Here is a 23,509-nt window from a genome sequence, read left to right as displayed (position 1 = left end):
CGGCTTCAGGGCAGTACGGATTCTTTCGCCGCGTAGACCGCCTCGGTGGCGTCTTTCTGCGGTCGCCACCACTGCTCGTTCTCCCGGTACCAGTCGATGGTGGCTTTCAAGCCTGCCCGGAAGTCGACATAGGTTGGTGTCCAACCCAATTCGGTGCGGAGCTTGGTGGAGTCGATGGCGTAGCGCAGATCGTGGCCGGGGCGGTCGGTGACGAAATCGAACGCGTCCGGTGCGTTGCCGGTTTCTTCGAGGATCGCTTCGAGGACGGTGCGGTTGTTGGCTTCGCCGTCGGCTCCGATGAGGTAGGTCTCGCCGATGCGGCCGCCGTCGATGATCGCCCAGACGGCGCTGTTGTGGTCGTCGACATGGATCCAGTCGCGCACGTTCTGTCCTGCCCCGTAGAGCTTGGGCCGGGAGCCACTGAGGATGTTGGTGATCTGACGTGGGATGAACTTCTCCACGTGCTGGTACGGGCCGTAGTTGTTCGAGCAGTTGGAGATGGTGGAGCGAACCCCGAACGATCGGGTCCAGGCACGCACCAACAGGTCGCTCGAGGCTTTGGTGGAGGAGTACGGGCTCGACGGGTTGTACGGGGTCGATTCGGTGAACCGCGCCGGGTCGTCGAGTTCGAGATCGCCGTAGACCTCGTCTGTGGAGATGTGGTGGTAGCGGACGTCGTGCTCGCGGACCGCGTTGAGCAAGGTGGTGGTGCCGATGACGTTGGTGTGCACGAACGGCCACGGGTCGGTCAACGAGTTGTCGTTGTGGGATTCGGCGGCGAAGTGGACGACCAGATCGGTTTCGCGGACGAGGCGGTCCACGAGATCGGCGTCGGCGATGTCGCCGTGGACGAACTCGATGCGATCCGCCACCGGGTCGAGGGAGGCTTTGTTGCCGGCGTAGGTGAGCTTGTCGAGCACGGTGACCTGGGAGTCGGGACGCTGCGCGAGGGTCTGATGTACGAAGTTCGCGCCGATGAACCCGGCCCCACCCGTGACGAGAATTCTCATGTACCGGCACTTTACCGGGGGATGCTCCTGCGGGCCGTTCTTGTCTGGGTCCGCAGGCCATTCCAGCGCAGGTGTCGCTGCACGGGATGCTCCACTCGACGCCTCGGTGGGTAGGTTCCCGGCGATCGGACCGTCGAGTGGAGCGATAGTTGCACCGCGTCCGGAGGTCGACCAAGCATGTCGGGCGCGCGTGCTAGCTTCTCTTCGACTTCGGGGGGAGTGACGATGCGTCTTCGATACATTCTGCTGCGTCTCGCGGCATCGGTGGCACTGCTGTTCGGAATCATGTGGGCAATCCCGCAGCTGGCACCGCAGGTGCCCGAGCCGTACGAGGGGGTACAGACTCTGCCGCCGGTGTCGCCGGAACCCAGGGGCTCGACGACAGCCCCGCCACCAATGCCGCGGGGGTTTCCGTCCATGAACCGGCCGCCACCGAAGATCGAGGTGCCCGACGGCCAACCGCAGCCCATCGCCACCAAATTCGGCTGGACCTACGATATTCCTGCGGACTGGGAAAATTGGAACGACGGTTTCTCGGAGTGGGTCGGCGAGGACGGGTCGACCGCAACGTACGGCGCAATGGGCCTCCACGGTCGATTCGATTGCGAGGGGGGTGAGTTCGAGTCTTCGGCGATCAGCGGAATGACCGGTCGACGTGCCGGGGACTTGACTGTCCTCGCCTATCAAGAAGCGCAGAAGGCGTCGATGATCTTCACCAACCGAGACGGTTCACTGGCACCCACTGTTCAGATCAGCGACCCCAGGTATCTACAGGTCGACGGAGTCCCGGCTGTCCGCTACACAGCCCTGGTGGAAGACATACCGGATTCGCCGTACTGCCCTCCTCCCCGCGCCACATTCGACGTTGTCACCACTACCGGTTTCGCCACGGCAGAGGTCGCGGTCTTCGTCGTACTTGCCGACCGTGATGTCGAGAACGCACTCTCCGATGAGGACGTCGACGGCCTCATCTCGTCACTGAGAAGGACCGCGACGCAATGACCGAACCGCTGATCGCCAGATCCTCGGAAATAGCCGGCCTCGGACATCTTCTCGATCGCATCGGCGGCGACACTCTGGCCAGTCATCGTTATCTGCTCGATCATGCGGGCCTGAGCGAGAACGTGGTTGGGCAGATTCTGAAACGACTTCAGCCGTACCTCGCACGGTTTCAGGAGATGACACGCACTCGGCAGGTTCACCTGTCCGCCAACTGCGGGGAAATGGGTGCAGAACTCAACAGAGCGGCATGGCTGTATGCCGATCAGGATCAGCGAAACTATGACCTGCTGAACGCTCACACAAGCGCGACGCCACTACCGGGCATCGATCGAGGCAGCTCGGATCGTGCCGCCGTCGGCCACGTGGATGAATTCGACGGAGCGGCCGACTACGGACGGCCCCACGGGATCGACTATCCCGCGCCGAATCCCGTCGTCGACGAAGTCCGAGAATTGCTCGACGATGCCGCGGGCTGGCTCGGAGAGATCGACACAACGATTTTCGAACTCTGCGGGTGGAGCCCCCTGAACGAAGCGACAATGCCGATCACCGGCAACTGGAACGAAATCAGGAGAATCGGCCAGGCATATCAGATCGCAGGCGACGCCATGGAAGCTGCGTCGGAGTCGTTCGCGGCAGGTGTGGGGCGCGTGGACGCCTACTGGCACGGCGCTGCCGCACAGGCATTCACCGATTACGCCGACCGACAACTGGCCGCAATGCGATGGGAGGGGCCCGCAGGCCGCACGATTTCCGCGGTCTGTGCAGTGATATCCGAACAACTCCGTGACGCTGCGCTGGCAGTGGTTCGGAAAGTCGTCGAACTTCTCGAATCGGAGGTCGCCGTCGACAACGCCCGCGGTGCGTTGAAGGTCATGATCAAGAAGGTACCGATGGTGGGCACGGCCTGGCAGGTCGAAAGTATCATCGAAATCTGCTGGACAGCAATGGATCTGACCAAGGAACTCATTGCGAAGATCGAGCAGGTGGTCGACGACTTCGGCGCGTTCCTCGACGCGCTCGGCGATCCCGAGAGCCAGGTGGGCAAGAAGATCGACGACACGTTACGCCCATTGAACGACTTCCTCGACCACGGCAAGCAGTCCGTCGAAGCGGGAAAGACCGCGGATATCCGACCGGTCCTCGACACTCCGGACGAGGACTTCTCCGTTGGCACCGGCGACGAACCCTGGCGGGACGCATGATCCAGTCACTGCCTCCACACGCCCGAGCCGCGTACGACCGTCTGATGACATCCTGCGGTGAGCTCGAGGCCGCGCGCACGCGGGCCCTGAACACCGATCTGAAAGCTCCGGCGGGAACCCGATACGTCACAGCGGAACTGCTGGCCCGCCTGGCGTCCTCACGCCGGGCATCGGCCGACCTGATCCACTACGCGACCCGCGTCGCGTCGGGTGAATGCAGTTGGGAACGTGTCGAGGTGGACGCAACTCCGGTGCCACCGGAAGTCGAAGAGCTCAAGGCCGATCCGCAGATCCTGTGGCCGGCCGAATGGCCGACTCCGATCACCGAGACCGGAACTTCGCCGTACCGAATCCCGTGGGAGTGATCGGCCGCTGGAACTGTCAGGACCCTCGGACAGTGCGTCCGGCGAAGGCCGCCAACCGCTCGTACGCGTTTGCGCTGTCGGGTGCAGGCTGCTCAGGATCGAAAGCACCGCCTCGTCGTTCGTCGGTCATGTTGGCCGACATGAACACCATCCCCTCCTCCGCCACCGTCTGGTCGAGATCGTCCGTGCCGCGCCCGAGTGCGGTCGCGAGATCCCACGCGTGCACCGAGAGTTCCGCAGCCACCATGCCGAGCGGCAATGGTGAACCTGCATCGATCTCGGCCAGCAGTTCGCGAGTCCGCTCCGTCCACAGCGGAATCGGATCCGACGACGGTTCGGGCGACGCCGACCAATCGATCTCGCCACCCCGAGCCATGGTCACCAAGTTGGCCGCGGTGTTCACCAGGTGGTCCGTCAGCTCGGCGACGGTCCACTCGGTGCAGGGCGTGGCCGATGCGCGTTCGGCTTCGGTCACTGTGGAGAGCAGAGCGGTGACCTGATCGATACCGGTGGAGATCTGGTTCGTTGTCGTCACGTGGCTTGTCCTCGGTTCTCTCGGAAGCTGGGTATGCGGCGAGCGTAAGTGCACCTCGGAGCTCACGCAGCAGAAACGGGGCAGGCACAAGCGAGCGGGTGATCGGAGGGTCTGGAAGACTTCGCGGTCATGCGGGGAATCATTCTGGCGGGCGGCACGGGCTCGCGTCTTCATCCGATCACGATGGGCGTCAGCAAGCAGCTGGTCCCGGTCTACGACAAACCGATGATCTACTACCCGCTCTCGACACTGATCCTGGCCGGGATCCGCGAGATCCTCATCATCACCACCCCGCAGGACGCCGACCAATTCACGCGCCTCCTCGGTGACGGCTCCCAGTTCGGCATCGACTTGACCTACAAGGTCCAACACGAGCCGAACGGTCTCGCCCAAGCCTTCGTATTGGGTGCCGAGCACATCGGCACCGACTCCGCGGCATTGGTGTTGGGCGACAACATCTTCTACGGCCCCGGCCTGGGCACCCAACTGTCGCGTTTCGATCACATCGACGGCGGAGCCGTGTTCGCCTACGAGGTCTCCGACCCCACCGCCTACGGCGTCATCGAATTCGACGACAACCGTAAAGCCATCTCCCTCGAAGAAAAACCCGCCGCCCCGAAATCGAACTACGCCGTCCCCGGCCTGTACTTCTACGACAACGACGTCATCGCCATCGCCCGCGACCTCGAGCCGTCCGCGCGTGGGGAGTACGAGATCACCGACGTCAACCGCCACTATTTGGAGGCCGGCCGCCTCCACGTCGAAGTCCTGCCGCGCGGGACCGCCTGGCTCGACACCGGCACCTTCGACTCCCTGCTCGACGCCTCGAACTACGTGCGCACCATCGAACAACGCCAAGGCCTCAAGATCGGATCCCCCGAAGAAGTGGCCTGGCGACGAGGATTCATCACCGACGACGAACTGCGCGTGCGCGCCGAGACACTCGTCAAGTCCGGGTACGGCCGCTACCTGCTGGAATTGATCGACCGAGGGAACCGATGACCTTTCGTGAACTGAAAATATCCGGTGCCTACGAGTACACCCCACGTCAGTTCGGCGACGACCGCGGAGTGTTCTTCGAATGGTTCAAAGCATCGGCGTTCGAGGCCACCACCGGGCGGTCGTTGGAGCTGCTGCAGGCGAACTGCTCGGTCTCCGCTGCCGGGGTCCTACGCGGGATCCACTTCACCACCAACCCACCCGGGCAGGCGAAATACGTCACCTGCGCCCGCGGAGCCTTCCTCGATGTCATCGTCGACCTGCGCGTCGGATCACCGACATTCGGGCAGTGGGACAGCGTGCTGATCGACGACGTCGACCGCAAAGCAGTCTTCCTCTCCGAAGGACTCGGCCACGCCATCTTGTCCCTGGAAGACAACTCGACCGTCATGTACCTGTGCACCCTCGAATACACCCCGGCCTTGGACCGCGACATCAACCCACTCGACCCCGCCCTGGGCATCGACTGGCCCACCACCGCCCGCGACGGCACACCCCTGACCTACGAACTCTCCGACAAGGACAAAGCCGCTCCTACCCTCGCCGAAGCCCTCGAACACGGAGACCTGCCGAACTTCTCGTGAGCGGCGGGACGCCAAATCCAGGCAAACGCGCTCGCATTCGTCAGACGCGCGCAAAATCGCCCCTGACCGTTGACGAGAATGCGCGCGTTTGCGAACCCCCGGCAAAGTCAAGGCCGCACCCACCCTCGCCGACGCCCTCGAACGCGGAGACCTGCCGAACTTCTCGTGAGCGGCGGGACGAGGCGGCACCACCAGATCCGGGCAAACGCGCTCGCATTCGTCAGACGCGCGCAGAATCGCCCCTGACCGTTGACGAGAATGCGCGCATTTGGCAAGTGCGCGCGCATTTGCGAACCCCCCGCAAGGACAAGGCCGCCCCCACCCTCGCCGAAGCCCTCGAACACGGAGACCTGCCCAACTTCTCCTGAGCGGCGGGACGAGGCGACGACGGCGACGACGCCAAATCCAGGCAAACGCGCTCGCATTCGTCAGACGCGCGCAGAATCGCCCCTGACCGTTGACGAGAATGCGCGCATTTGGCAAGTGCGCGCGCGTTTGCGAACCTCACGGGGCGAACCCGCGCTGGCGAACCCCCGGGGCGAACCTCACGGAGGCGAATCCGCGCCTGCGAACCCCCGGCGGCAACCCCGCGACTCAGCGGATTTTGAAGATCACGAATCGCTGGACGAGGAAGTTGATGACCGTCGCCGTGCCCTGCGCGATGACGAAGGCCACGTTGGCGTACCAGAAGCCGTCGGGAAGAGCCTGGTAGAGCCAGGTGTAGATGCCGACCTGGACGGCGAAGGTGACTCCGTACAGCGCGACGACGGCGAAGAACCGGGCCCGTGACGGGGCCGCGTTGAACGTCCAGCGACGGTTGATCAGGTAGGCCGTCGTCGTTCCGAGTACGAAGCCGATGGCCTTGGCCAGCGTCACACCGACACCGAACACGAAGTGCAAGATCAGGTTGACGCCCTGGTCGACGATGGCCGACAGCACACCCGTCGCCAAGAAACGCACCACCTGCGTCTTGAGATCGAGGGCCGCGTCGGCGATGTTCTCGGTCAGCGGCAACTCGACGGGGAGCGGGACGTGATGCTGCAACTCGTCGTTCTCGGGCGACCAATCGTCGCCCGTGGAGCCTTCTTCTGCGGAGCGGTCGGGGGTGGACACGAGGACTGACACTAGCCGCTGCTGCGGTGCGGGTACCCTCTTGAGCGATGTCCACGACAGCCGACGACGCACTCTTCCCCCTGGAACCACAGGCCGGGAACACTGCGCCGCTACCCACGCAGACCCGCACACTCACCGGTTGGGGCCGTACCGCTCCCTCCACCGGAGAGGTGCTCTCGACCTCCGACCCCGAGCTCATCGCGAACGCGGTCAAGCAGGTCGCCGAGCAGAACGACTCCAAGCCGGCCCACCTCCGACGCGGCGTCATCGCCCGCGGCCTCGGCCGCTCCTACGGTGACAACGCGCAGAACTCCGGCGGCCTGGTCATCGACATGAATGCCTTGAACGGCATCCACAGCATCGACGCGTCGACGCGGATCGTCGACGTCGACGGTGGCGTCAACCTCGACCAGCTGATGCGTGCCGCGCTGCCGTTCGGCCTCTGGGTACCGGTGCTGCCGGGTACCCGCCAGGTCACGATCGGCGGGGCCATCGGCACCGACATTCACGGCAAGAACCATCACAGCGCGGGTAGCTTCGGCAACCACGTCCGCTCGATGGAACTGCTGACCGCGGACGGTCAGGTCCGCCACCTGACGCCGTCGGGCAAGAACGCCAAGCTCTTCTGGGCGACGGTCGGCGGCAACGGCCTGACCGGCATCATCCTGCGCGCGACGATCGAGATGACGCCGACGGAGACGGCTTACTTCATCGCCGACGGCGACGTCACCACCACCCTCGACGAGACCATCGCCCTGCACAGCGACGGCAGCGAGAACAACTACGACTACTCGAGCGCCTGGTTCGACGCGGTTGCCCCGCCGCCCAAGCTCGGCCGCGCGGCCCTCTCCCGCGGATCGCTCGCGACGTTGGACCAGTTGCCGGCCAAACTCCAGAAGGACCCGCTGCGGTTCAACGCCAAGCCGCTGGTGACGTTCCCGGACGTCTTCCCCAACGGCCTGGCCAACAAGTACACGTTCTCCGCCGTCGGCGAGGTCTGGTACCGCAAGGCCGGCAACTACCGGAACAAGGTCCAGTCCCTGACGGCGTTCTACCACCCGCTGGACATGTTCGGTGAGTGGAACCGCGCCTACGGCTCCAAGGGCTTTCTCCAGTACCAGTTCGTTGTGCCGCCGGAGGCCGTCGACGAGTTCAAGAAGATCATCGTCGACATCCAGAAGTCCGGGCACTACTCGTTCCTCAACGTCTTCAAGCTGTTCGGGCCCGGAAACAAAGCGCCGCTGAGCTTTCCGATTCCGGGTTGGAACATCTGCGTCGATTTCCCGATCAAGCCGGGCTTGAACGAGTTCGTTCGCGAGCTCGACAAGCGGGTGCTCGAGTTCGGTGGTCGTCTGTACACCGCGAAGGATTCGCGCACCGACGCCGAGACCTTCCACTCGATGTACCCGCGGATCGACGAGTGGATCAAGGTCCGCCGATCCGTTGACCCCACAGGCGTTTTCGCCTCCGATATGGCTAGAAGGCTGGAACTGCTGTGACGATAGACGCCGTAGGTAACCCCCAAACGATTCTCGTTCTGGGTGGCACCAGCGAGATCGGTCTCGCGATCACCGAGGAGTACCTGTCGAAGTCTCCGGCACGTGTCATCCTCGCTGCGCTGCCGAACGACCCGCTTCGTGAGAGCGCGGTTGCCCAACTGAACGCCAAGGGCGCGAAGTCCGTCGACATCATCGACTTCGATGCACTCGACACCGCCTCGCATCCCAAGGTGATCGACGCGGCCTGGGCCAAGGGTGACGTCGACGTCGCCATCGTCGCCTTCGCCGTCGACTTCGATGCCGAGCAGCTCTGGCAGGACCAGCGCAAGGCCGTCCTCGCTGCGAACATCAACTACACCGCCTCCGTCTCGGTCGGCGTGCTGCTGGGCGAGAAGATGAAAGCGCAGGCCTACGGCCGCATCATCGTCATGTCCTCGGTGGCAGGCGAGCGGGTGCGTCGTTCCAACTTCGTCTACGGCTCCACCAAGGCCGGACTCGACGGTTTCTACCTCGGACTCGGAGAAGCGTTGCGCGAGTTCGGACCTCGGGTCACCGTCGTTCGCCCGGGCATGGTGCGCACCAAGTTCAGCGCGCACGTCAAGGAAGCGCCGATGACCGTCGACAAGGAGGTCATCGCGAAGCTCGCGGTGAACGCGTCACGCAAGGGCACCCCCTTGATCTGGACTCCCGCACCGTGGCGTCTGGTGATGATGGTGCTGCGGCACGTGCCGCGGCCGATCTTCCGCAAGCTGCCCATCTGATCTCGATGACAATCGGGGTTGCACCGGCTCGCAGAACCGCCTCTGCCGTCGGGGAAATCGCTCTCGGTGTGCTCGTCGCAGTGGTCGTGGCGACGGTCGGGTTGTACGCCTTCTCACTGGTTCAGTGGCCGGCGTTCAACTCGTCCAATGTCACCCGAGCCATCACGACGCTCGGGCAGGTGACCGCTGCAGCACTGTTCGCCGCGTCGATCTACCTGTACCGGATTCACAAGTGGCCGTGGATCGCTCGGCTCGCGGCGTGGATCGGGCTGAGCGGATTCGTCACCGTCACCCTCGGGATGCCGCTCGCTGCAACCAAGCTCTACCTGTTCGGCATCTCCGTCGACCAGGAGTTCCGTACCGAATACCTGACGCGACTGACGGATTCGGCGTCGTTGCGCGACATGACGTACGCAGACATTCCGCCCTTCTATCCGGCCGGCTGGTTCTGGCTCGGCGGACGCGTCGGCAACCTGCTGGGCATGGACGGCTGGGAAGTGTTCAAGCCCTACGCAATCGGGCTGCTCGCCGTCACCGCCGTCGTGTCGTTCGTGCTGTGGAAGGCACTGATCCGAGCCGACTGGGCCGTCGCCGTCAGCGCCGTCACCACCGCGCTCGTCGTCGCCCACGCCTCCCCCGAGGCATACAGCGCCGTGATCGTGATGCTCTTCGCACCCGCGCTGGTCCTCGCCTGGGGAGCGCTGCACCGCACCGCATCGGGCGGGTGGGGAGCGGTGGTCGGCACCGGACTCTTCCTCGGCCTGGCCGCGACGTTCTACACGCTGTATCTCGGCCTGGCGGCGTTCACCGTCGTACTGATGGCGCTCTTCGCCGCCGTCCTCGCCTATCGCGAGAAGAAGTCCTGGAACGTACTGGTTCCCATCGCGATCAAGGTCGCCGCGATCGCTGCGATCTCGGGCCTCATCGCAGCGACCGTGTGGCTGCCGTACCTGATCGAATTCCTGCGCGGTGCACCCTCCACGTCGGGCACGGCATTGCACTATCTGCCCGAAGCCGGTGCGACACTGCCCTTCCCGATGTTCGAGTTCTCCCTGATGGGCGTGCTGTGCCTCATCGGCACGGTGTGGGTGGCGGTGCGGTTCTCGTCCTCACGCCGAGCGCAGGCACTGGGCGTCGGCGTCGTCTCCATCTATCTGTGGACGCTGCTCTCCATGGCCGCCACGGCCGCGGGCACCACCCTGCTCTCGTTCCGCCTCGAAGCGGTGCTGATCGTATTGCTCGGCAGCGCAGGCGTTTTCGGCTTCCTCGAAGGAAGCCACGCGATCTACCAGGCCATCAACGAGCCACCGAAGTTCCGTATCGCCGCTGTCGTCGTAGCAGCCATCGGTGCGATGACCTACGCGCAGAACATTCCCCAGGTACTGCAGACCGAGATCACCGTCGCGTACTCCGATACCGACGGTGACGGCAACCGCGCCGACATGCGTCCGCCGAGCGCGGTCTCGTACTACCGCGAGGTCGACGCCGCCCTGACCGAGCAGACCCAGCGTCCGCGCGACGAAACCGTCGTACTGACGGCGGACACGTCGTTCCTCAGCTACTACCCGTACTTCGGCTTCCAAGGACTGACCTCGCACTACGCCAACCCACTGGCGCAGTTCGATCAGCGAGCCGACGCCATCGAGCAGTGGACCGAGCTCGAGACGCCCGATCAGCTGGTCGACGCGCTCGACACCAGCCAGTGGCGCGCGCCGGATGCGTTCCTGTTCCGCCGCGGTGCCGATGGTTACACCCTGCGCCTGGCCGAGGACGTCTACCCGAACGACCCGAACGTGCGCCGCTACACCGTCACCTTCCCGCAGTCACTGTTCGAGGATCCGCGCTTCACCGTCACCGACATCGGACCCTTCGCGCTGGTCGTGCGCGCGAATTGAACGGTCGTCGACCGCGAACGCACTACCTCGGTGCTGCGGTGCGAGATCGAAATTCCCTCGGTGAGCGTCCGGTCCATCGCGTGAACGCATGCGAGAAGCTGGCGACGTCGCTGTAGCCGAGTTCGGCGGCGATCTCCCCCACCGTCACCGAACCGTCGAGCAGACGCATGGTCGCGCGCTCCTGAAGGAACGCCTGACGTAGCGCACGGAACGTGGCTCCCTCGTTGCCGAGTTTTCGTTTGAGGGTGCTGGTGGAGACCGCCATTCTCCGGGCACAGTGCGCACTGTTGGTGCACTCGCGGTCGGTGTCGAACAGCGCGCGCACGGTCTCCGTGTACGACTTCGTACGACGGCCGTCGACGGCCTTCTTCAGTTCCGCGATCCCCAGTTGATACGACAACGAATCGGAGAACCGGCATGCCTCGTCGAGGATGGCCGCCGGCACGAAGACGAACGGTGACGGCGCATCGAACACGATGCGCCGGATCTCGTCGTCGTCGAGCGTATCGCGCTCCGGGGCCGGGATATCGAGGTGAAGTTCGACCGCGTCCGCGAAGCCGGCGAGCATGTCGATCAGACGAAGAAGGCACGAACCGCCGTACGCGACAGCAATGCTGTCGAGCCCGTCGTCCCCCGTGCGCCCGGCGAGTCCGATGGTCAACCCTCGATCGGTGTGGTGGATGTGCACGGCGAGAGCCGTCGAGACCAGCGGGAGGAACTCCAGCAACTCGACCATCTCTGCCACCGATCCGGCACTGATCAGCGGAAGACTGAGAGGACCGAACGACGTGGGCTGCACGTATTGCGCGAACGTCGCGCCGAGCCGGAAACCCTGTTGACGGTCGAGGTCCGGATACACCTCCCGAAACCACCGCAGCGGCACCTGTCCGTCGCGGGTGACCAGCTCCGTCATGCTGACGCCCTCACGCACCAGGATGCGTCGGAACGCAGCCTCCGCCCGCTCGCCCAGCGCGCCGCTACCGAGCAGCTGCGCGAAGGCAAGCGGGGGCACTCCGGACTCCGTTGATCCCACGTGAGCCAAATTAACAACAAATCGACGCTTTCGAGCCTGGTTCGGAAAGTCCATCGCAGTGAGACTTGGAACACAGTTACTCAGCGAGGAGAACACCATGGCCAACGTCACCTTTGTCACGCACGACGGCGAGAAGCACGAGGCACCGCTGACCGAGGGCACATCCCTGATGCAGATTGCCGTCGACAACGCCATCCCGGGTATCGACGGAGACTGCGGCGGCGAAGCAGCCTGCGGAACCTGTCACGTCGTCGTCGACAACGCATGGAGCGACGTCGTCGGCACCAACGACGAGGTCGAGGAGGACATGCTCGCCATGAACCCCGAGCGTGAACCGACATCTCGGCTGTCGTGCCAGATGACCGCGCGCGAGTCGTGGGACGGCTTGACGGTCCGCGTTCCCGAATTCCAGATCTGACCTGCGGACCGGAGGAGAGAGCCATGAGTATCGCCGACACCGTCGCGACCACCGCGAGATCCGTCATCCCGATGGAACTGCAGATCCGCGGCGCGCACCTCTACGACAAGACGCGTCGGATCGTGACCCGCACCGACGGCCAGGTCATGTTCACCGAGACACCGATTCCGCCGGTCGACGAGGTCGATCTCGCCGACATCGATCTGAGCAACCCGTTCCTCTACCGCCAGGGCCTCTGGAAGTCGTACTTCGAGCGCGTCCGCAACGAGGCGCCGGTGCACTTCCAGCCGAACAGCCCGTTCGGGCCGTTCTGGTCGGTCACCCGGCATGCGGACATCATCGCCGTCGACAAGAACCACAAGGTGTTCTCGGCGGAGCCGTTCATCATCATCGGCAAGCCGCCGCGTTTCATGGACATCGCGATGTTCATCGCGATGGACCCCCCGCGTCACGACGCTCAGCGCGCCGCGGTCCAAGGGGTGGTGGCCCCGAAGAATCTCCGCGAGATGGAGGACCTGATCCGGTCCAGGGTTCAGGAGGTTCTCGACGACCTTCCCGTGAACCAGCCGTTCGACTGGGTTCGCACGGTGTCCGTCGAACTCACGGCACGGATGCTGGCGACGTTGCTCGATTTCCCGTACGAGCAGCGACACAAGCTCGTCGAGTGGTCGGACCTGGCGACGGCAATGGAACAGACCAACGGTGGCCCCTCGGACAACGACGAGGTGTTCGGGGCCATGGTCGACGCAGCCAAGGGCCTGAGCGCCCTCTGGCACGACAAGGCCGCGCGGAAGGCCGCGGGAGAAGAGCCCGGCTTCGACCTGATCTCACTGCTACAAGCCAATGACGACACGAAGGATCTCATCGACCGGCCGCTGGAGTTCCTGGGAAATCTCACCCTGCTCATCGTCGGCGGCAACGACACCACGCGTAACTCGATGAGCGGTGGAGTGTTGGCGCTCAACGAGTTTCCCGATCAGTTCGAGAAGCTGAAGGCGAATCCCGATCTCGTGCCCGGCATGGTGTCGGAGATCATCCGCTGGCAGACGCCGCTGGCCTACATGCGCAGGATCGCGAAGGAAGACACGATCCTGAACGGTCAGTTCATCCGCAAGGGCGACAAGGTGGTCATGTGGTACGCCTCCGGCAACCGCGACGAGCGCGTGTTCGATCGGCCGGACGACTTCATCATCGACCGCAAGAACGCACGCAACCACATCGCGTTCGGGTTCGGCGTGCACCGGTGCATGGGCAACAGGCTCGCGGAGATGCAACTGCGAATCCTCTGGGAGGAGTTGCTGACCCGGTTCGAGAACATCGAAGTGGTCGGGAAGCCCGAGTACGTGCAGTCCAACTTCGTGAGAGGCATATCCAAGATGATGGTCACCCTCACCCCGAAGCAGCAGGCCTGAGTGAGCGCCGAACGCGCGGTGATCATCGGCGCCAGCCACGCCGGCGCTCAGCTCGCCGCACATCTGCGACGCGAGAAGTGGGCCGGGGACATAGTTCTCATCGGTGACGAGGGGACGCTGCCCTACCAGCGTCCCCCGTTGTCGAAGGCGTATCTGGCCGGCACCTCCACCCTCGAGGCCATGGCCATCCGCGGAGCGGACTTCTACGACAAGCAGAACATCGAGCTGGTCGATGGTTCGGTGAGCAGCATCGATCGTGAGGCTCGCACAGTCACGTTCGATTCCGGCGTCACGCAGTCGTACAGCAAGCTCGCCCTGTGCACCGGCGCGCGAACTCGCCGATTGGCAACTCCCGGAGCAGATTTGGCGGGCATCCACTACCTGCGCACCGCCGCCGACTCCGCATCGCTACGCTCGGCCGCGACGCCGGGCACACGGGTAGTCGTCGTCGGTGGCGGTTACATCGGTTTGGAGACGGCAGCGTCCCTCCGGGCATCCGGTCTCGACGTCACCGTCGTCGAGGCCGCGGAGCGTGTTCTGGAACGCGTGACCGCACCGGTGGTCTCGACGTTCTTCACCCGAATCCACCGCGAAGCGGGCGTGGAGATCCGGACGGGTGCGCTCGTGGAGGAGTTCCGCGGAGACAGCCGTGTGCGCGAGGTCGTGCTGGCCGGCGGAGACACGCTCCCGGCAGATCTGGTGGTCATCGGGGTGGGCATCGTGCCCAACACCGAACTCGCCGAAGCGGCCGGGATCACCGTCGACAACGGAATCGTCATCGACGATCGGACCCGCACCGACGATCCCGATATCGTCGCTGCCGGCGACTGCGCCGCCTACCACGTTGCCCGCTACTCGCGGCGCGTCCGCCTCGAAGGAGTCTGTGCTGCAAACGAACACGCGAAGGTGGCGGCATCGACTTTGACCGGAGGGTCCGCCGCCATCACCGCGCTGCCGTGGTTCTGGTCCGACCAGTACGACCTCAAGCTTCAGATCGCCGGACTGGGCACCGGATACGACGAGGTCGTCGTCAACGGCGACCCGGAGCGCGATCGCGACTTCACCTGCTACTACCTCCGCGACGGCCAACTCATCGCCGCAGACTGCATCAACCGTCCGCGCGATTTCATGACCAGCAAGAAGAAAATCGCCGAGCACTCCACGGTCGAACTCGCGGAATTGATCGGATGAGAACTTCACGCCCCTGCACCACCACCTCGCTCACCGTGTGACGCAGGTCGTTCGAGTTTTCGCCCATCGTGATCTTTCTGTAACCTCGACGCGATGACCACCCACGACCAGAGTGTTCTCGAGCGGCAGCCGACAACGGCACCGGCTCGACACTCCGGCGTCGGGCGTGGCGACGTCGTTGCGGCGGTCGGATTTCTGGTCGCCGCCGTCTACGTCCTGCAAGGCCAGTGGCGCAATCTGAGCGGCGGCTACCTCTACAACAGCGGCCAGGATCAGACGATGTGGGAGTGGTTCTTCTCCGTCGCCGCCAATTCGGTCGCGCATCTGGACAATCCACTGTGGAGTGACCTGCAGAATTACCCGCTCGGGGTGAATCTGATGGCGAACACGGCGATGTTCGGAGTCTCCATCCCCCTTGCGCCGATCACGTTGCTCTTCGGACCGACGGTGACATGGGCAATTGCCCTCACCGTCGGCCTGGCGGGAACCGCGTTCGCATGGTTCTGGCTGTTCTCCCGTCAGCTCAACGCGTCCAAGGGTGCCGCGGCAATGGGCGGCGCGCTGTGCGGCTTTGCGCCCGGCGCGATCTCACATGCCAACGGGCACCCCAACTTCGTGGTGCTGTTCCTGCTTCCGGTGATCGCCATGCTGGTCACCCGCATCGCACATGGCGGCGGGACCACCAAGAACACCGTCGGACTCGGGTTGATCGTCGCGCTGCAGATCCTGCTCGGCGAAGAGCCGCTGCTCATCTTCGCGATGTCGTTCGCCATCTTCGCCGTCGTCTACTACGTGTCCAGGCCCCGTTCGCTGTGGCCTGCCGTCCGTAACGCCGTGCCCCGACTCGCGGTCTCGGCCGGCATCGCGTTGACGCTCGTGGCGTTTCCGCTGTGGTGGCAGTTCTTCGGCCCGCAGTCGTACTCGTTCCTCGAACACGGTGCCATGGGCAACGACGCCAAAGCACTGTTCCAATTCCCGACGCAATCGCTCGGCGGCGAAGCGACTCCGGGGCAGAACGTCCGCATCAACGCCACCGAGGAGAACGCATACTTCGGCTGGCCACTACTGGTGCTGTCCCTGGTGGCAGCGGTGTGGATGTGGCGCGTCGCCTGCGCCCGTGCGGCCGCCGCGACCGCGATCGTCATGAGCGTGCTGTCACTCGGCGCGACACTGGTGATCGGCAAGGACGACACCGGCATCACGCTGCCGTGGACGAAGCTGGCCGAGTACCCCCTCGTCGAATCCGTGCTCGAAACCCGCTTCGCGTTGGGCGCGGTGCCTGCACTGGCCCTGCTGGTCGTCCTGGCCACCGATCGCACGTTCCGCAACGGACTTCGCCCATTGCCTGCGTTCTGGATCGCCGGACTCACGCTCGCACTCGTACCCCTGATCCCGACGCCGCTGGTGACCGTCGACAAGTCCCCGACGCCGGAGTTCTTCGCCGACGGCGAGTGGGAGAACTTCGTCGACGACGGTTCCGTCGTCACCGTTCCCCTCCCACGGCCCGAGGACGCACGCCCGCTGCGCTGGCAGATGGACGCCGACATGGGCTTCAAGCTGGCCGCCGGATACTTCGTCGGACCGAGCGACAAGGAAGAGAAGGTCGCCAAGTACGGGGCCGTCGACCGTCCGACGGCGCTGCTGCTCGGCTCGGTCTACGACTCGGGCACCGTCCCCGAGATCACTGCCGATCAGCGCAGCGACGCCGCCGAGGACATGGCGTTCTGGGAAGCCGACGTCGTCGTCCTGCCGCCGGGCAAGAACACTCTCGCTCTGCGGACCACCGTCACCGACCTCGTCGGCGTGGAGCCTCGGTACACCGGAGGCGTATGGGTGTGGGACGTGCGGACGCTCGTCCCCTAGCATCGTCGGCGTGCCCGAGACCGCTCCGAACTTCGCGACCGCCCGGCTGATAGCGATCGTCACCGGCATCATCGGTGCGGTTCTGGCCATCGTGACTCCCCTGCTGCCGGTTCAGCAGGACGTCGCGACGCTGTCGTGGCCACAGAGTTCGTTCGGCAGCGTCAACGCTCCGCTGGTGAGCTACTCGCCCGTCGACCTCGAGGCAACAATTCCGTGCAGCGCCGCCACTGCTCTCACCGACGGCGGCACGCTGATCTCCACCGCACCCATCGAAGCTGCGAAGACCGAGCAGAAGGCACTGATCGTGCGGGTCGACGACGGCCGACTGCAGGTGCTGCTGCGTGATCGCGTTCTCGCCGAGGCTCCCGTGTCCGAGCTGTCCGCCGACTGTGCCGTGACGGTTTCGTCGAACGCCACCAGCACTGTCGTCGACCTCGACGGCGACACGAGCACGATGGACGGCGACGTCCGCCCGCAGGTCGTCGGCATCTACACCGACCTCACCGCACCGGTCGACGGCCTGAACGTGCGCGCCGACATCGACTCGCGCTATTCCTCCAGCCCCACCACGTTCAAGTTGCTGGCCATGATCGTCGGCGCACTCGCCGTGATCGCGTCCCTGTTCGCGCTGCATCGCCTCGACAGCATGGACGGTCGACGCCACCGCCGATTCCTCCCGTCACGCTGGAAGTCCATCACCGGCGTCGACGCCGTCGTGGTGGGCGTGCTGGTGCTGTGGCATTTCATCGGCGCGAACACCTCCGACGACGGTTACCTGCTCAACATGGCCCGCGTCTCCGAGAACGCCGGCTACATGGCCAACTACTTCCGCTGGTTCGGCGTCCCCGAGGCACCGTTCGGCATGCCGTACTACGACATGCTCGCCGCCCTCGCCAAGGTCAGCACCGCCAGCATCTGGATGCGCCTGCCCGCCACCATCGCGGCGCTGCTGTGCTGGCTCGTCATCAGCCGCGAGGTCATCCCCCGCCTCGGTCGCGCAGTTCTCACCAACCGGGTCGCGCTGTGGACCGCCGGATTCGTGTTCCTCGCCTTCTGGCTGCCCTACGACAACGGACTGCGCCCCGAACCGATCATCGCCCTCGGCGCACTGCTCACGTGGTGCTCGATCGAACGCGCCATCGCCACCGGACGACTGCTGCCCGCCGCCATCGGCACCCTGATCGCCGCGTTCTCCCTCGCCGCCGGACCCACCGGACTGATCGCCGTCGCAGCCCTGCTCGCCGGGCTGCGCCCGCTGGTGATGATCGTGGTCAAGCGAGCTCGCCAGGTAGGACTGCTCGCCGTTCTCGCGCCGCTGGTCGCGTCGGGACTGGCGGTGTTGATCGCGATCTTCGCCGACCAGACTCTTGCCACGGTCCTCGAAGCGACCCGAGTGCGCTCGGCCATCGGACCGAACGTGCCGTGGTTCGAAGAACGCGTCCGCTGGGACGCGCTGATGACCATTTCTCCCGACGGCTCGCTCGCCCGACGATTCGGCATGTTCGCGATGCTGCTCTGCATCGTCGTGTGCATCGCGGTGATGCTCCGCAAGAACGGACGCATCCCCGGGACGGCCACCGGGCCGTCGCGTCGGATACTCGGAATCATTCTGGGCGCACTGGCTCTGATGATGTTCACGCCCACCAAATGGACCCACCACTTCGGTGTGTACGCCGGTCTCGCGGCGTCGTTGGCCGCGCTGGCTGCCGTTGCCGTCACCGCTGCGACCGTCCGATCTCCGCGCAACAGAACACTGTTCACCGCCGCTGTCCTGTTCCTGACGGCGGTGGCGTTCACCAGCTCGAACGGGTGGTGGTACGTCTCGAGCTACGGCATACCGTGGTTCGACAAGCCGCCGTCCATTGCCGGCAAGGGCTTTTCGACGATCCTGCTCGGCCTGACGGTGCTGACGCTGCTCTACGCGGCCTATCAGCACGTCCGATTGCCTTATCGCAGAGAAGAACCGACCACGCGTCGACGCTTCGCGCCGTCCGCGCTGACCATCGTCGCCGGCGGGGTCGTGGCCTTCGAGGTGCTCTCGTTCGTCAAAGGTGCTGTGGCGCAATACCCGGCGTACTCCATCGCTCGCTCGAACTTCTCTGCCCTCGCCGGAAACTCGTGCGGACTCGCCGGTGACGTACAGGTGGAGACCGACGTCAACGGCTCGGTCCTGCAACCGATCGATCCCGCAGCCGACGCCCTCGGTGCCGGTGGGAGTACCGGATTCACCCCCGACGGCGTCGCCCAGGACCTGACGGCCGATTCCGAGGACACCGCGCAGGGCAGCGCGAACTCCATCCGCCCCGAGGACTCCGAACAGAGCGCTGCGGCCACCTCGTCGAACTCCGCGGGCACCTCCGGCGGAACCACCGAGAACGTCGGAATCAACGGCAGCACAGTCGCACTGCCGTTCGGCCTCGATCCGAGCACCACACCGGTACTCGGCAGCTTCGGAGCCACCGAGCCCGCATCCCTGACCTCCGGTTGGTACGCATTGCCGGGGGAAGGCGACCTGATCGCAATCGCCGCCGCCGGCCGCATCCGATCGGTGGACGAGGACGGCATCGTCACCGAAGGCCAACGCGTCGAACTGGAATACGGACGCCGCGACGGCGGTGACGTGATCGCGCTGGGACGCATCACCCCGCTCGACATCGGTCCGTCGCCGTCGTGGCGCAACCTGCGCGTGCCGATGAACGACCTTCCCGCCGACGCGGACGTCGTGCGCATCGTCGCCGAGGACAACGACCTGGCCGGCGATCAATGGCTCGCCGTCACCCCGCCGCGCGTCCCGAAGACGCAGACGCTGAACTCACTGGTCGGATCGACCGATCCGGTGATGCTGGACTGGGCCGTCGGACTCGCGTTTCCGTGCCAGCGTCCGTTCGATCATCGCGACGGCGTCGCCGAGGTACCGAAGTACCGCATCCTGCCCGACCGCACCGGTGCCGAATCCACCAATGCCTGGCAGGACTCGATCGGCGGCGGCCCGCTCGGCTGGACCGAACTGCTCCTCGGTGCGGAGACACTGCCGTCGTACCTCGCCGACGACTACGCCCGAGACTGGGGATCCATCGAGAGATACACGCCACTCGATCCTGACGCGACTACGGCCGAGATCGCCGTCGAGCAGCAGTCTCGGTCCGGATTGGCCAGCGACGGACCGATGAAAACAGACTGATTCCCTGGTTTTGCATTTATTCCCGGGGACGGTGCCTGTGTGACCTCTTCGTCACGCTCGCATAACATCGACTCTCGTGCCCGACGTCGTGACAGATTCATCAGCTGGTCCACCCGTCCCCGCTCCACTGCGAGCCTCGGACGAACTTCGTGCTCAGGTACGAGTTCCCCGGCTGATCGCCATGGTGGCCGGCGTGCTCGGTGTGCTGTTCGCGCTGATCACTCCGTTCGCACCCGTCACGCAGACAACGGCCACCATCGAATGGCCGCAGAACGGCCTCCTGCAGGACGTGGACGCCCCGCTGGTGTCCCAGGCACCCCTGAGCCTCACCGCGACCCTCCCGTGCTCTGCCGTCGCAGCACTCCCCGCGTCGGGCGGGTTGCTGCTGGCGACTGCGCCCCCTCAGGGCGAAGGCGCGGCACTGAACAGTCTGTTCGTGCGCGTCGGCGAATCGAACGTGGACGTTCTCGACCGCAACGTAGTGGTCGCGACGGCACCGCGCGCCGACGTCGAGAGCACCCGCTGCGCGGCCATCGAGATCACCTCGAACGACGAGTACACCTCCGCGGCCTTCACCGGACTGACCGACGACGACGGCCAGCCTCTGCAAGGCAGGCTCGACGGCGATCTACGCCCCCAGGTCGTCGGCATCTTCAGCGATCTCAGCGGCGCGGCCCCGGCCGACATGTCCGTCACCGTCGACGTCGACTCCCGCTTCTCGTCGTCGCCGACGCTGCTCAAATCTCTGATCATGATCCTCGCGATCGCCTGCACGCTGTTGGCTATCGGCGCACTCGGACGGCTCGACGGCACCGACGGTCGAGCGCACCGCCGCTTCTTCCCCTCCCACTGGTGGAGGTTCACCGGCGTCGACGTCACCGTCCTCGGCGTTCTGGTCGGTTGGCATTTCGTCGGCGCGAACACCTCGGACGACGGCTATCTCCTCACGATGGCCCGCGCCGCCGACCACTCCGGCTACATGGCCAACTACTTCCGCTGGTTCGGCGTCCCCGAAGCCCCGTTCGGCTGGTACTACGACGTACTCGCCGTGTTCGCCAAGATCTCGACCGCCAGCCCGTGGATGCGACTGCCCGCCCTCATCGCCGGCGTCCTGTGCTGGATGGTGATCAGCCGTGAGGTGGTCCCGCGCCTCGGCCGCGCCGTGCGCAAATCCAACGTCGCCCTGTGGACCGGCGGACTGGTGTTCCTCGCCTTCTGGCTGCCGTACAACAACGGTCTGCGTCCCGAACCGATCGTCGCGCTCGGAGCACTCCTGACCTGGTGCTCGGTGGAACGATCCATCGCCACCGGCCGACTGCTCCCCGCCGCCGCAGCCTGCCTCATCGGAGCCTTCACCCTCGCCGCAGCACCGACCGGATTGATGTGTGTGGCAGCACTTCTCGCCGGGGCCCGGCCCATCGCGCGCATCGTCGTCCGACGCCACCGTCAGGTCGGCACCCTCGCGATGCTGGCCCCGCTGGCGGCAGCAGGCGTGCTGGTACTCGTCGTCGTCTTCGCCGACCAAACGTACGCGACGGTGATCGAGTCCACCCGAGTCCGCACCATCATCGGCCCCAACGAGGCCTGGTACCAGGACTTCCTGCGGTACTACTACCTCTTCGTCCAAACCGTCGACGGCTCGGTCGCACGCCGCTTCGCGTTCCTGACGATGATCCTGTGCCTGTTCACCACACTGTTCGTGCTGCTTCGTCGACGACGCATCCCAGGCATTGCGAACGGACCGGCATGGCGTCTGCTCGGCGTCGTCCTCGGCACCATCTTCTTCATGATGTTCAACCCCACCAAGTGGACTCACCACTTCGGTTCCTACGCCGGAATCGCCGGTGGACTGGCGGCATTGACGGCCGTCGCCGTCTCGGCCAGTGCCCTGCGCTCGCGACGCAACCGATCGCTGTTCGCTGCCGGGCTGATGTTCGTTCTGGCACTGTCGTTCTCGGGTATCAACGGCTACTGGTACGTCTCGAGCTACGGCGTGCCGTGGTTCGACAAGACGGTCTCGCTGGGTGGCAACGAATCGGGCACCCTGTTCCTCATCCTGTTCGGACTGGTCCTCGCCATTGCAGCTTTCCAGTACTTGCGCGAGGGATACGCTCCGCCGCAACCGAAACCGACGTCTGCGCGCGGTAAACGCATCCGCAAGTTCGCTGCCGCGCCGCTGACTGTCATCGCCGGAATCATGGTGCTGTTCGAGGTGCTCTCGCTCGTCAAGGGAGCCGTCTCTCAGTACCCCGCCTACTCGCTGGCCCGCTCCAACGTGCAATCGGTGCTGGGCAATTCGTGTGGACTCGCCAACGACGTCCTCGTCGAGTCGAACCCCAACGCAGGTGTACTGAGCCCACTGCCGGAAGAATTCGACCCCGTCGCAGGCCCCCTCGGCGGATCGAGCAGCACCCTGCGCAACTTCACCGCCAACGGCGTGCCCAGCGACCTCAGCGCCGACGCCGTGGAAGTCAAACCAGGACAAGGCAATACCGATCAGCAGTCCGTCGGGCCAGCCTTCGAGGAAGGCCAGAGTTCCGGAACCGCAGGCGGCACCGGCGAAGTGGGCGTCAACGGCTCCTCCGCCGCCCTGCCCTTCGGCCTCGACCCGGCCACCACCCCCGTCCTCGGCTCCTACCAGGAAGGCGTCCAGGAGCCCGCGGAGGCGACGTCGAGCTGGTACGAACTACCCGCCCGCAGCGACGACGCACCTCTCGTCGTCTTCTCCGCCGCCGGACGCATCTGGTCCTACGACGACACCGGAGCCCTTACCTACGGACAGTCGCTACTGCTCGAATACGGTAAGCGTCAGCCCGACGGAAGCGTCCAGGCCCAGGGCACCTACCTGCCACGCGACATCGGACCCGCACCCTCGTGGCGCAACCTCCGAATCCCGTTGGCGGACATCGCACCCGACGCCGACGCCGTCCGCATCGTCGCCAACGATCCCAACCTCACCGGCGACCAATGGCTCGCATTCACCCCGCCGCGGGTGCCCGTGATGGAAAACCTCAACACCATGATCGGCGGCGAACAACCCGTGCTGCTCGACTGGGCCGTCGGACTGCAATTCCCGTGCCAACGCCCCTTCGACCACCGAAACGGCGTCGCCGAGGTGCCCGGATACCGCATCCTCCCCGACCGCCCACTCGCCGTCAGCTCCACCGACACCTGGCAATCCGGCGAAAACGGCGGCCCACTGGGCTGGTCCGAACTACTCGCCAAGCCCGTCACCGTCCCCACCTACCTCGAAAACGACTGGGCCAGGGACTGGGGTTCATTGGAACGCTACGAGCAGTACTACCCGAGCGCAGTACCCGCTGAACTCGACACCGCCGACGTCACCCGATCCGGTTGGTACCAAGACGGACAACTGCGCGTATTCGAGGACTGACCACCCGCCCCCCGCTCCGCGTCAATGGACCCTTGCACACGTCTCGACC

The 23,509-nt window shown here is 65.1% G+C and carries 18 protein-coding genes; 14 read left to right on the top strand and 4 right to left on the bottom strand.

Going from position 1 to position 23,509, the window contains the following annotated elements:
* Positions 1-5: 5 nt before the first annotated feature.
* Complete coding sequence (rfbB, locus tag AB0362_RS16075; protein ID WP_094681701.1) at positions 6-1,010, bottom strand: dTDP-glucose 4,6-dehydratase; 1,005 nt, start codon at positions 1,008-1,010, stop codon at positions 6-8.
* 225 nt (positions 1,011-1,235) lie between these two features.
* Between rfbB and AB0362_RS16070 the strand changes: the two genes are divergently transcribed.
* Genes AB0362_RS16070 through AB0362_RS16060 form a run of 3 tightly spaced genes read left to right on the top strand, consistent with a single transcriptional unit; the run spans position 1,236 to position 3,582 of the window.
* Positions 1,236-2,012, top strand: coding sequence for a hypothetical protein (locus AB0362_RS16070; protein ID WP_366235862.1), 777 nt, complete (start codon positions 1,236-1,238; stop codon positions 2,010-2,012).
* Entirely contained in the window at positions 2,009-3,217 is a 1,209-nt protein-coding gene (locus AB0362_RS16065; protein WP_317784822.1) for a hypothetical protein, read from the top strand. Before AB0362_RS16070 ends, AB0362_RS16065 begins: the two co-directional genes overlap by 4 nt.
* Positions 3,214-3,582, top strand: coding sequence for a hypothetical protein (locus tag AB0362_RS16060; protein WP_317784821.1), 369 nt, complete (start codon positions 3,214-3,216; stop codon positions 3,580-3,582). Before AB0362_RS16065 ends, AB0362_RS16060 begins: the two co-directional genes overlap by 4 nt.
* 16 nt (positions 3,583-3,598) lie before the next feature.
* On the opposite strand, the gene AB0362_RS16055 is transcribed toward AB0362_RS16060, so the two are convergent.
* The gene (locus AB0362_RS16055; RefSeq protein ID WP_317784820.1) at positions 3,599-4,117 is read right to left on the bottom strand and encodes a maleylpyruvate isomerase family mycothiol-dependent enzyme; all 519 of its coding nucleotides are present in this window, start codon (positions 4,115-4,117) and stop codon (positions 3,599-3,601) included.
* Positions 4,118-4,246: 129 nt separating this feature from the next.
* Between AB0362_RS16055 and rfbA the strand changes: the two genes are divergently transcribed.
* The gene (gene rfbA / locus AB0362_RS16050; protein ID WP_317548914.1) at positions 4,247-5,119 is read left to right on the top strand and encodes a glucose-1-phosphate thymidylyltransferase RfbA; all 873 of its coding nucleotides are present in this window, start codon (positions 4,247-4,249) and stop codon (positions 5,117-5,119) included.
* A complete protein-coding gene (gene rfbC / locus AB0362_RS16045; RefSeq protein ID WP_366235861.1) occupies positions 5,116-5,700 on the top strand; it encodes a dTDP-4-dehydrorhamnose 3,5-epimerase in 585 nt (194 codons plus the stop codon). Before rfbA ends, rfbC begins: the two co-directional genes overlap by 4 nt.
* 594 nt (positions 5,701-6,294) lie before the next feature.
* Here rfbC and AB0362_RS16040 read toward each other — a convergent pair.
* Positions 6,295-6,813, bottom strand: coding sequence for a GtrA family protein (locus AB0362_RS16040; protein WP_082899055.1), 519 nt, complete (start codon positions 6,811-6,813; stop codon positions 6,295-6,297).
* Positions 6,814-6,860: 47 nt separating this feature from the next.
* Between AB0362_RS16040 and AB0362_RS16035 the strand changes: the two genes are divergently transcribed.
* Genes AB0362_RS16035 through AB0362_RS16025 form a run of 3 tightly spaced genes read left to right on the top strand, consistent with a single transcriptional unit; the run spans position 6,861 to position 10,968 of the window.
* Positions 6,861-8,312 carry an FAD-binding oxidoreductase gene (locus tag AB0362_RS16035; RefSeq protein ID WP_037187223.1) on the top strand — a complete coding sequence of 484 codons (1,452 nt, stop codon included), beginning with the start codon at positions 6,861-6,863 and terminating at the stop codon, positions 8,310-8,312.
* Positions 8,309-9,073 carry a decaprenylphospho-beta-D-erythro-pentofuranosid-2-ulose 2-reductase gene (locus AB0362_RS16030; RefSeq protein WP_094638921.1) on the top strand — a complete coding sequence of 255 codons (765 nt, stop codon included), beginning with the start codon at positions 8,309-8,311 and terminating at the stop codon, positions 9,071-9,073. Before AB0362_RS16035 ends, AB0362_RS16030 begins: the two co-directional genes overlap by 4 nt.
* Before the next feature lie 5 nt (positions 9,074-9,078).
* Positions 9,079-10,968, top strand: a complete 1,890-nt coding sequence (locus AB0362_RS16025) for a galactan 5-O-arabinofuranosyltransferase (RefSeq protein WP_366235860.1) — start codon at positions 9,079-9,081, stop codon at positions 10,966-10,968.
* Positions 10,969-10,990: 22 nt separating this feature from the next.
* Here AB0362_RS16025 and AB0362_RS16020 read toward each other — a convergent pair whose 3' ends face one another.
* Positions 10,991-12,001, bottom strand: coding sequence for a helix-turn-helix domain-containing protein (locus tag AB0362_RS16020; RefSeq protein ID WP_317784817.1), 1,011 nt, complete (start codon positions 11,999-12,001; stop codon positions 10,991-10,993).
* A 97-nt stretch (positions 12,002-12,098) separates the two neighbouring features.
* On the opposite strand from AB0362_RS16020, the gene AB0362_RS16015 reads away from it, so the two are divergent.
* From AB0362_RS16015 to AB0362_RS15990, 6 genes are all read left to right on the top strand, one after another.
* Positions 12,099-12,419 (top strand): 2Fe-2S iron-sulfur cluster-binding protein, encoded by a 321-nt coding sequence (locus AB0362_RS16015; RefSeq protein ID WP_149407732.1) that lies wholly within the window; start codon positions 12,099-12,101, stop codon positions 12,417-12,419.
* A gap of 23 nt (positions 12,420-12,442) precedes the next feature.
* Positions 12,443-13,831, top strand: coding sequence for a cytochrome P450 (locus tag AB0362_RS16010; protein ID WP_317784816.1), 1,389 nt, complete (start codon positions 12,443-12,445; stop codon positions 13,829-13,831).
* Positions 13,832-15,022, top strand: a complete 1,191-nt coding sequence (locus AB0362_RS16005) for an FAD-dependent oxidoreductase (protein WP_366235857.1) — start codon at positions 13,832-13,834, stop codon at positions 15,020-15,022.
* Between the two features lie 93 nt (positions 15,023-15,115).
* Complete coding sequence (locus AB0362_RS16000) at positions 15,116-16,885, top strand: glycosyl transferase (RefSeq protein ID WP_366235856.1); 1,770 nt, start codon at positions 15,116-15,118, stop codon at positions 16,883-16,885.
* A gap of 10 nt (positions 16,886-16,895) precedes the next feature.
* The gene (locus AB0362_RS15995) at positions 16,896-20,066 is read left to right on the top strand and encodes an arabinosyltransferase domain-containing protein (RefSeq protein ID WP_317810219.1); all 3,171 of its coding nucleotides are present in this window, start codon (positions 16,896-16,898) and stop codon (positions 20,064-20,066) included.
* Between the two features lie 181 nt (positions 20,067-20,247).
* Complete coding sequence (locus AB0362_RS15990) at positions 20,248-23,460, top strand: arabinosyltransferase domain-containing protein (protein WP_317810234.1); 3,213 nt, start codon at positions 20,248-20,250, stop codon at positions 23,458-23,460.
* Positions 23,461-23,509: the final 49 nt, after the last annotated feature.

Source organism: Rhodococcus sp. NPDC079359 (assembly GCF_040702585.1).
In the GTDB taxonomy this organism is placed as follows: Bacteria; Actinomycetota; Actinomycetes; order Mycobacteriales; family Mycobacteriaceae; genus Rhodococcoides.
Note: the sequence above shows the minus strand (reverse complement) of the source record. Positions and strands in the feature narration are given on the sequence as shown.

Bases quoted from the DNA above. Each gene is read 5' to 3' on its own strand.
- rfbB (WP_094681701.1), bottom strand. From the start codon at position 1,010: ATGAGAATTCTCGTCACGGGTGGGGCCGGGTTCATCGGCGCGAACTTC.
- AB0362_RS16070 (WP_366235862.1), top strand. From the start codon at position 1,236: ATGCGTCTTCGATACATTCTGCTGCGTCTCGCGGCATCGGTGGCACTG.
- AB0362_RS16065 (WP_317784822.1), top strand. From the start codon at position 2,009: ATGACCGAACCGCTGATCGCCAGATCCTCGGAAATAGCCGGCCTCGGA.
- AB0362_RS16060 (WP_317784821.1), top strand. From the start codon at position 3,214: ATGATCCAGTCACTGCCTCCACACGCCCGAGCCGCGTACGACCGTCTG.
- rfbA (WP_317548914.1), top strand. From the start codon at position 4,247: ATGCGGGGAATCATTCTGGCGGGCGGCACGGGCTCGCGTCTTCATCCG.
- rfbC (WP_366235861.1), top strand. From the start codon at position 5,116: ATGACCTTTCGTGAACTGAAAATATCCGGTGCCTACGAGTACACCCCA.
- AB0362_RS16035 (WP_037187223.1), top strand. From the start codon at position 6,861: ATGTCCACGACAGCCGACGACGCACTCTTCCCCCTGGAACCACAGGCC.
- AB0362_RS16025 (WP_366235860.1), top strand. From the start codon at position 9,079: ATGACAATCGGGGTTGCACCGGCTCGCAGAACCGCCTCTGCCGTCGGG.
- AB0362_RS16015 (WP_149407732.1), top strand. From the start codon at position 12,099: ATGGCCAACGTCACCTTTGTCACGCACGACGGCGAGAAGCACGAGGCA.
- AB0362_RS16010 (WP_317784816.1), top strand. From the start codon at position 12,443: ATGAGTATCGCCGACACCGTCGCGACCACCGCGAGATCCGTCATCCCG.
- AB0362_RS16000 (WP_366235856.1), top strand. From the start codon at position 15,116: ATGACCACCCACGACCAGAGTGTTCTCGAGCGGCAGCCGACAACGGCA.
- AB0362_RS15990 (WP_317810234.1), top strand. From the start codon at position 20,248: ATGGTGGCCGGCGTGCTCGGTGTGCTGTTCGCGCTGATCACTCCGTTC.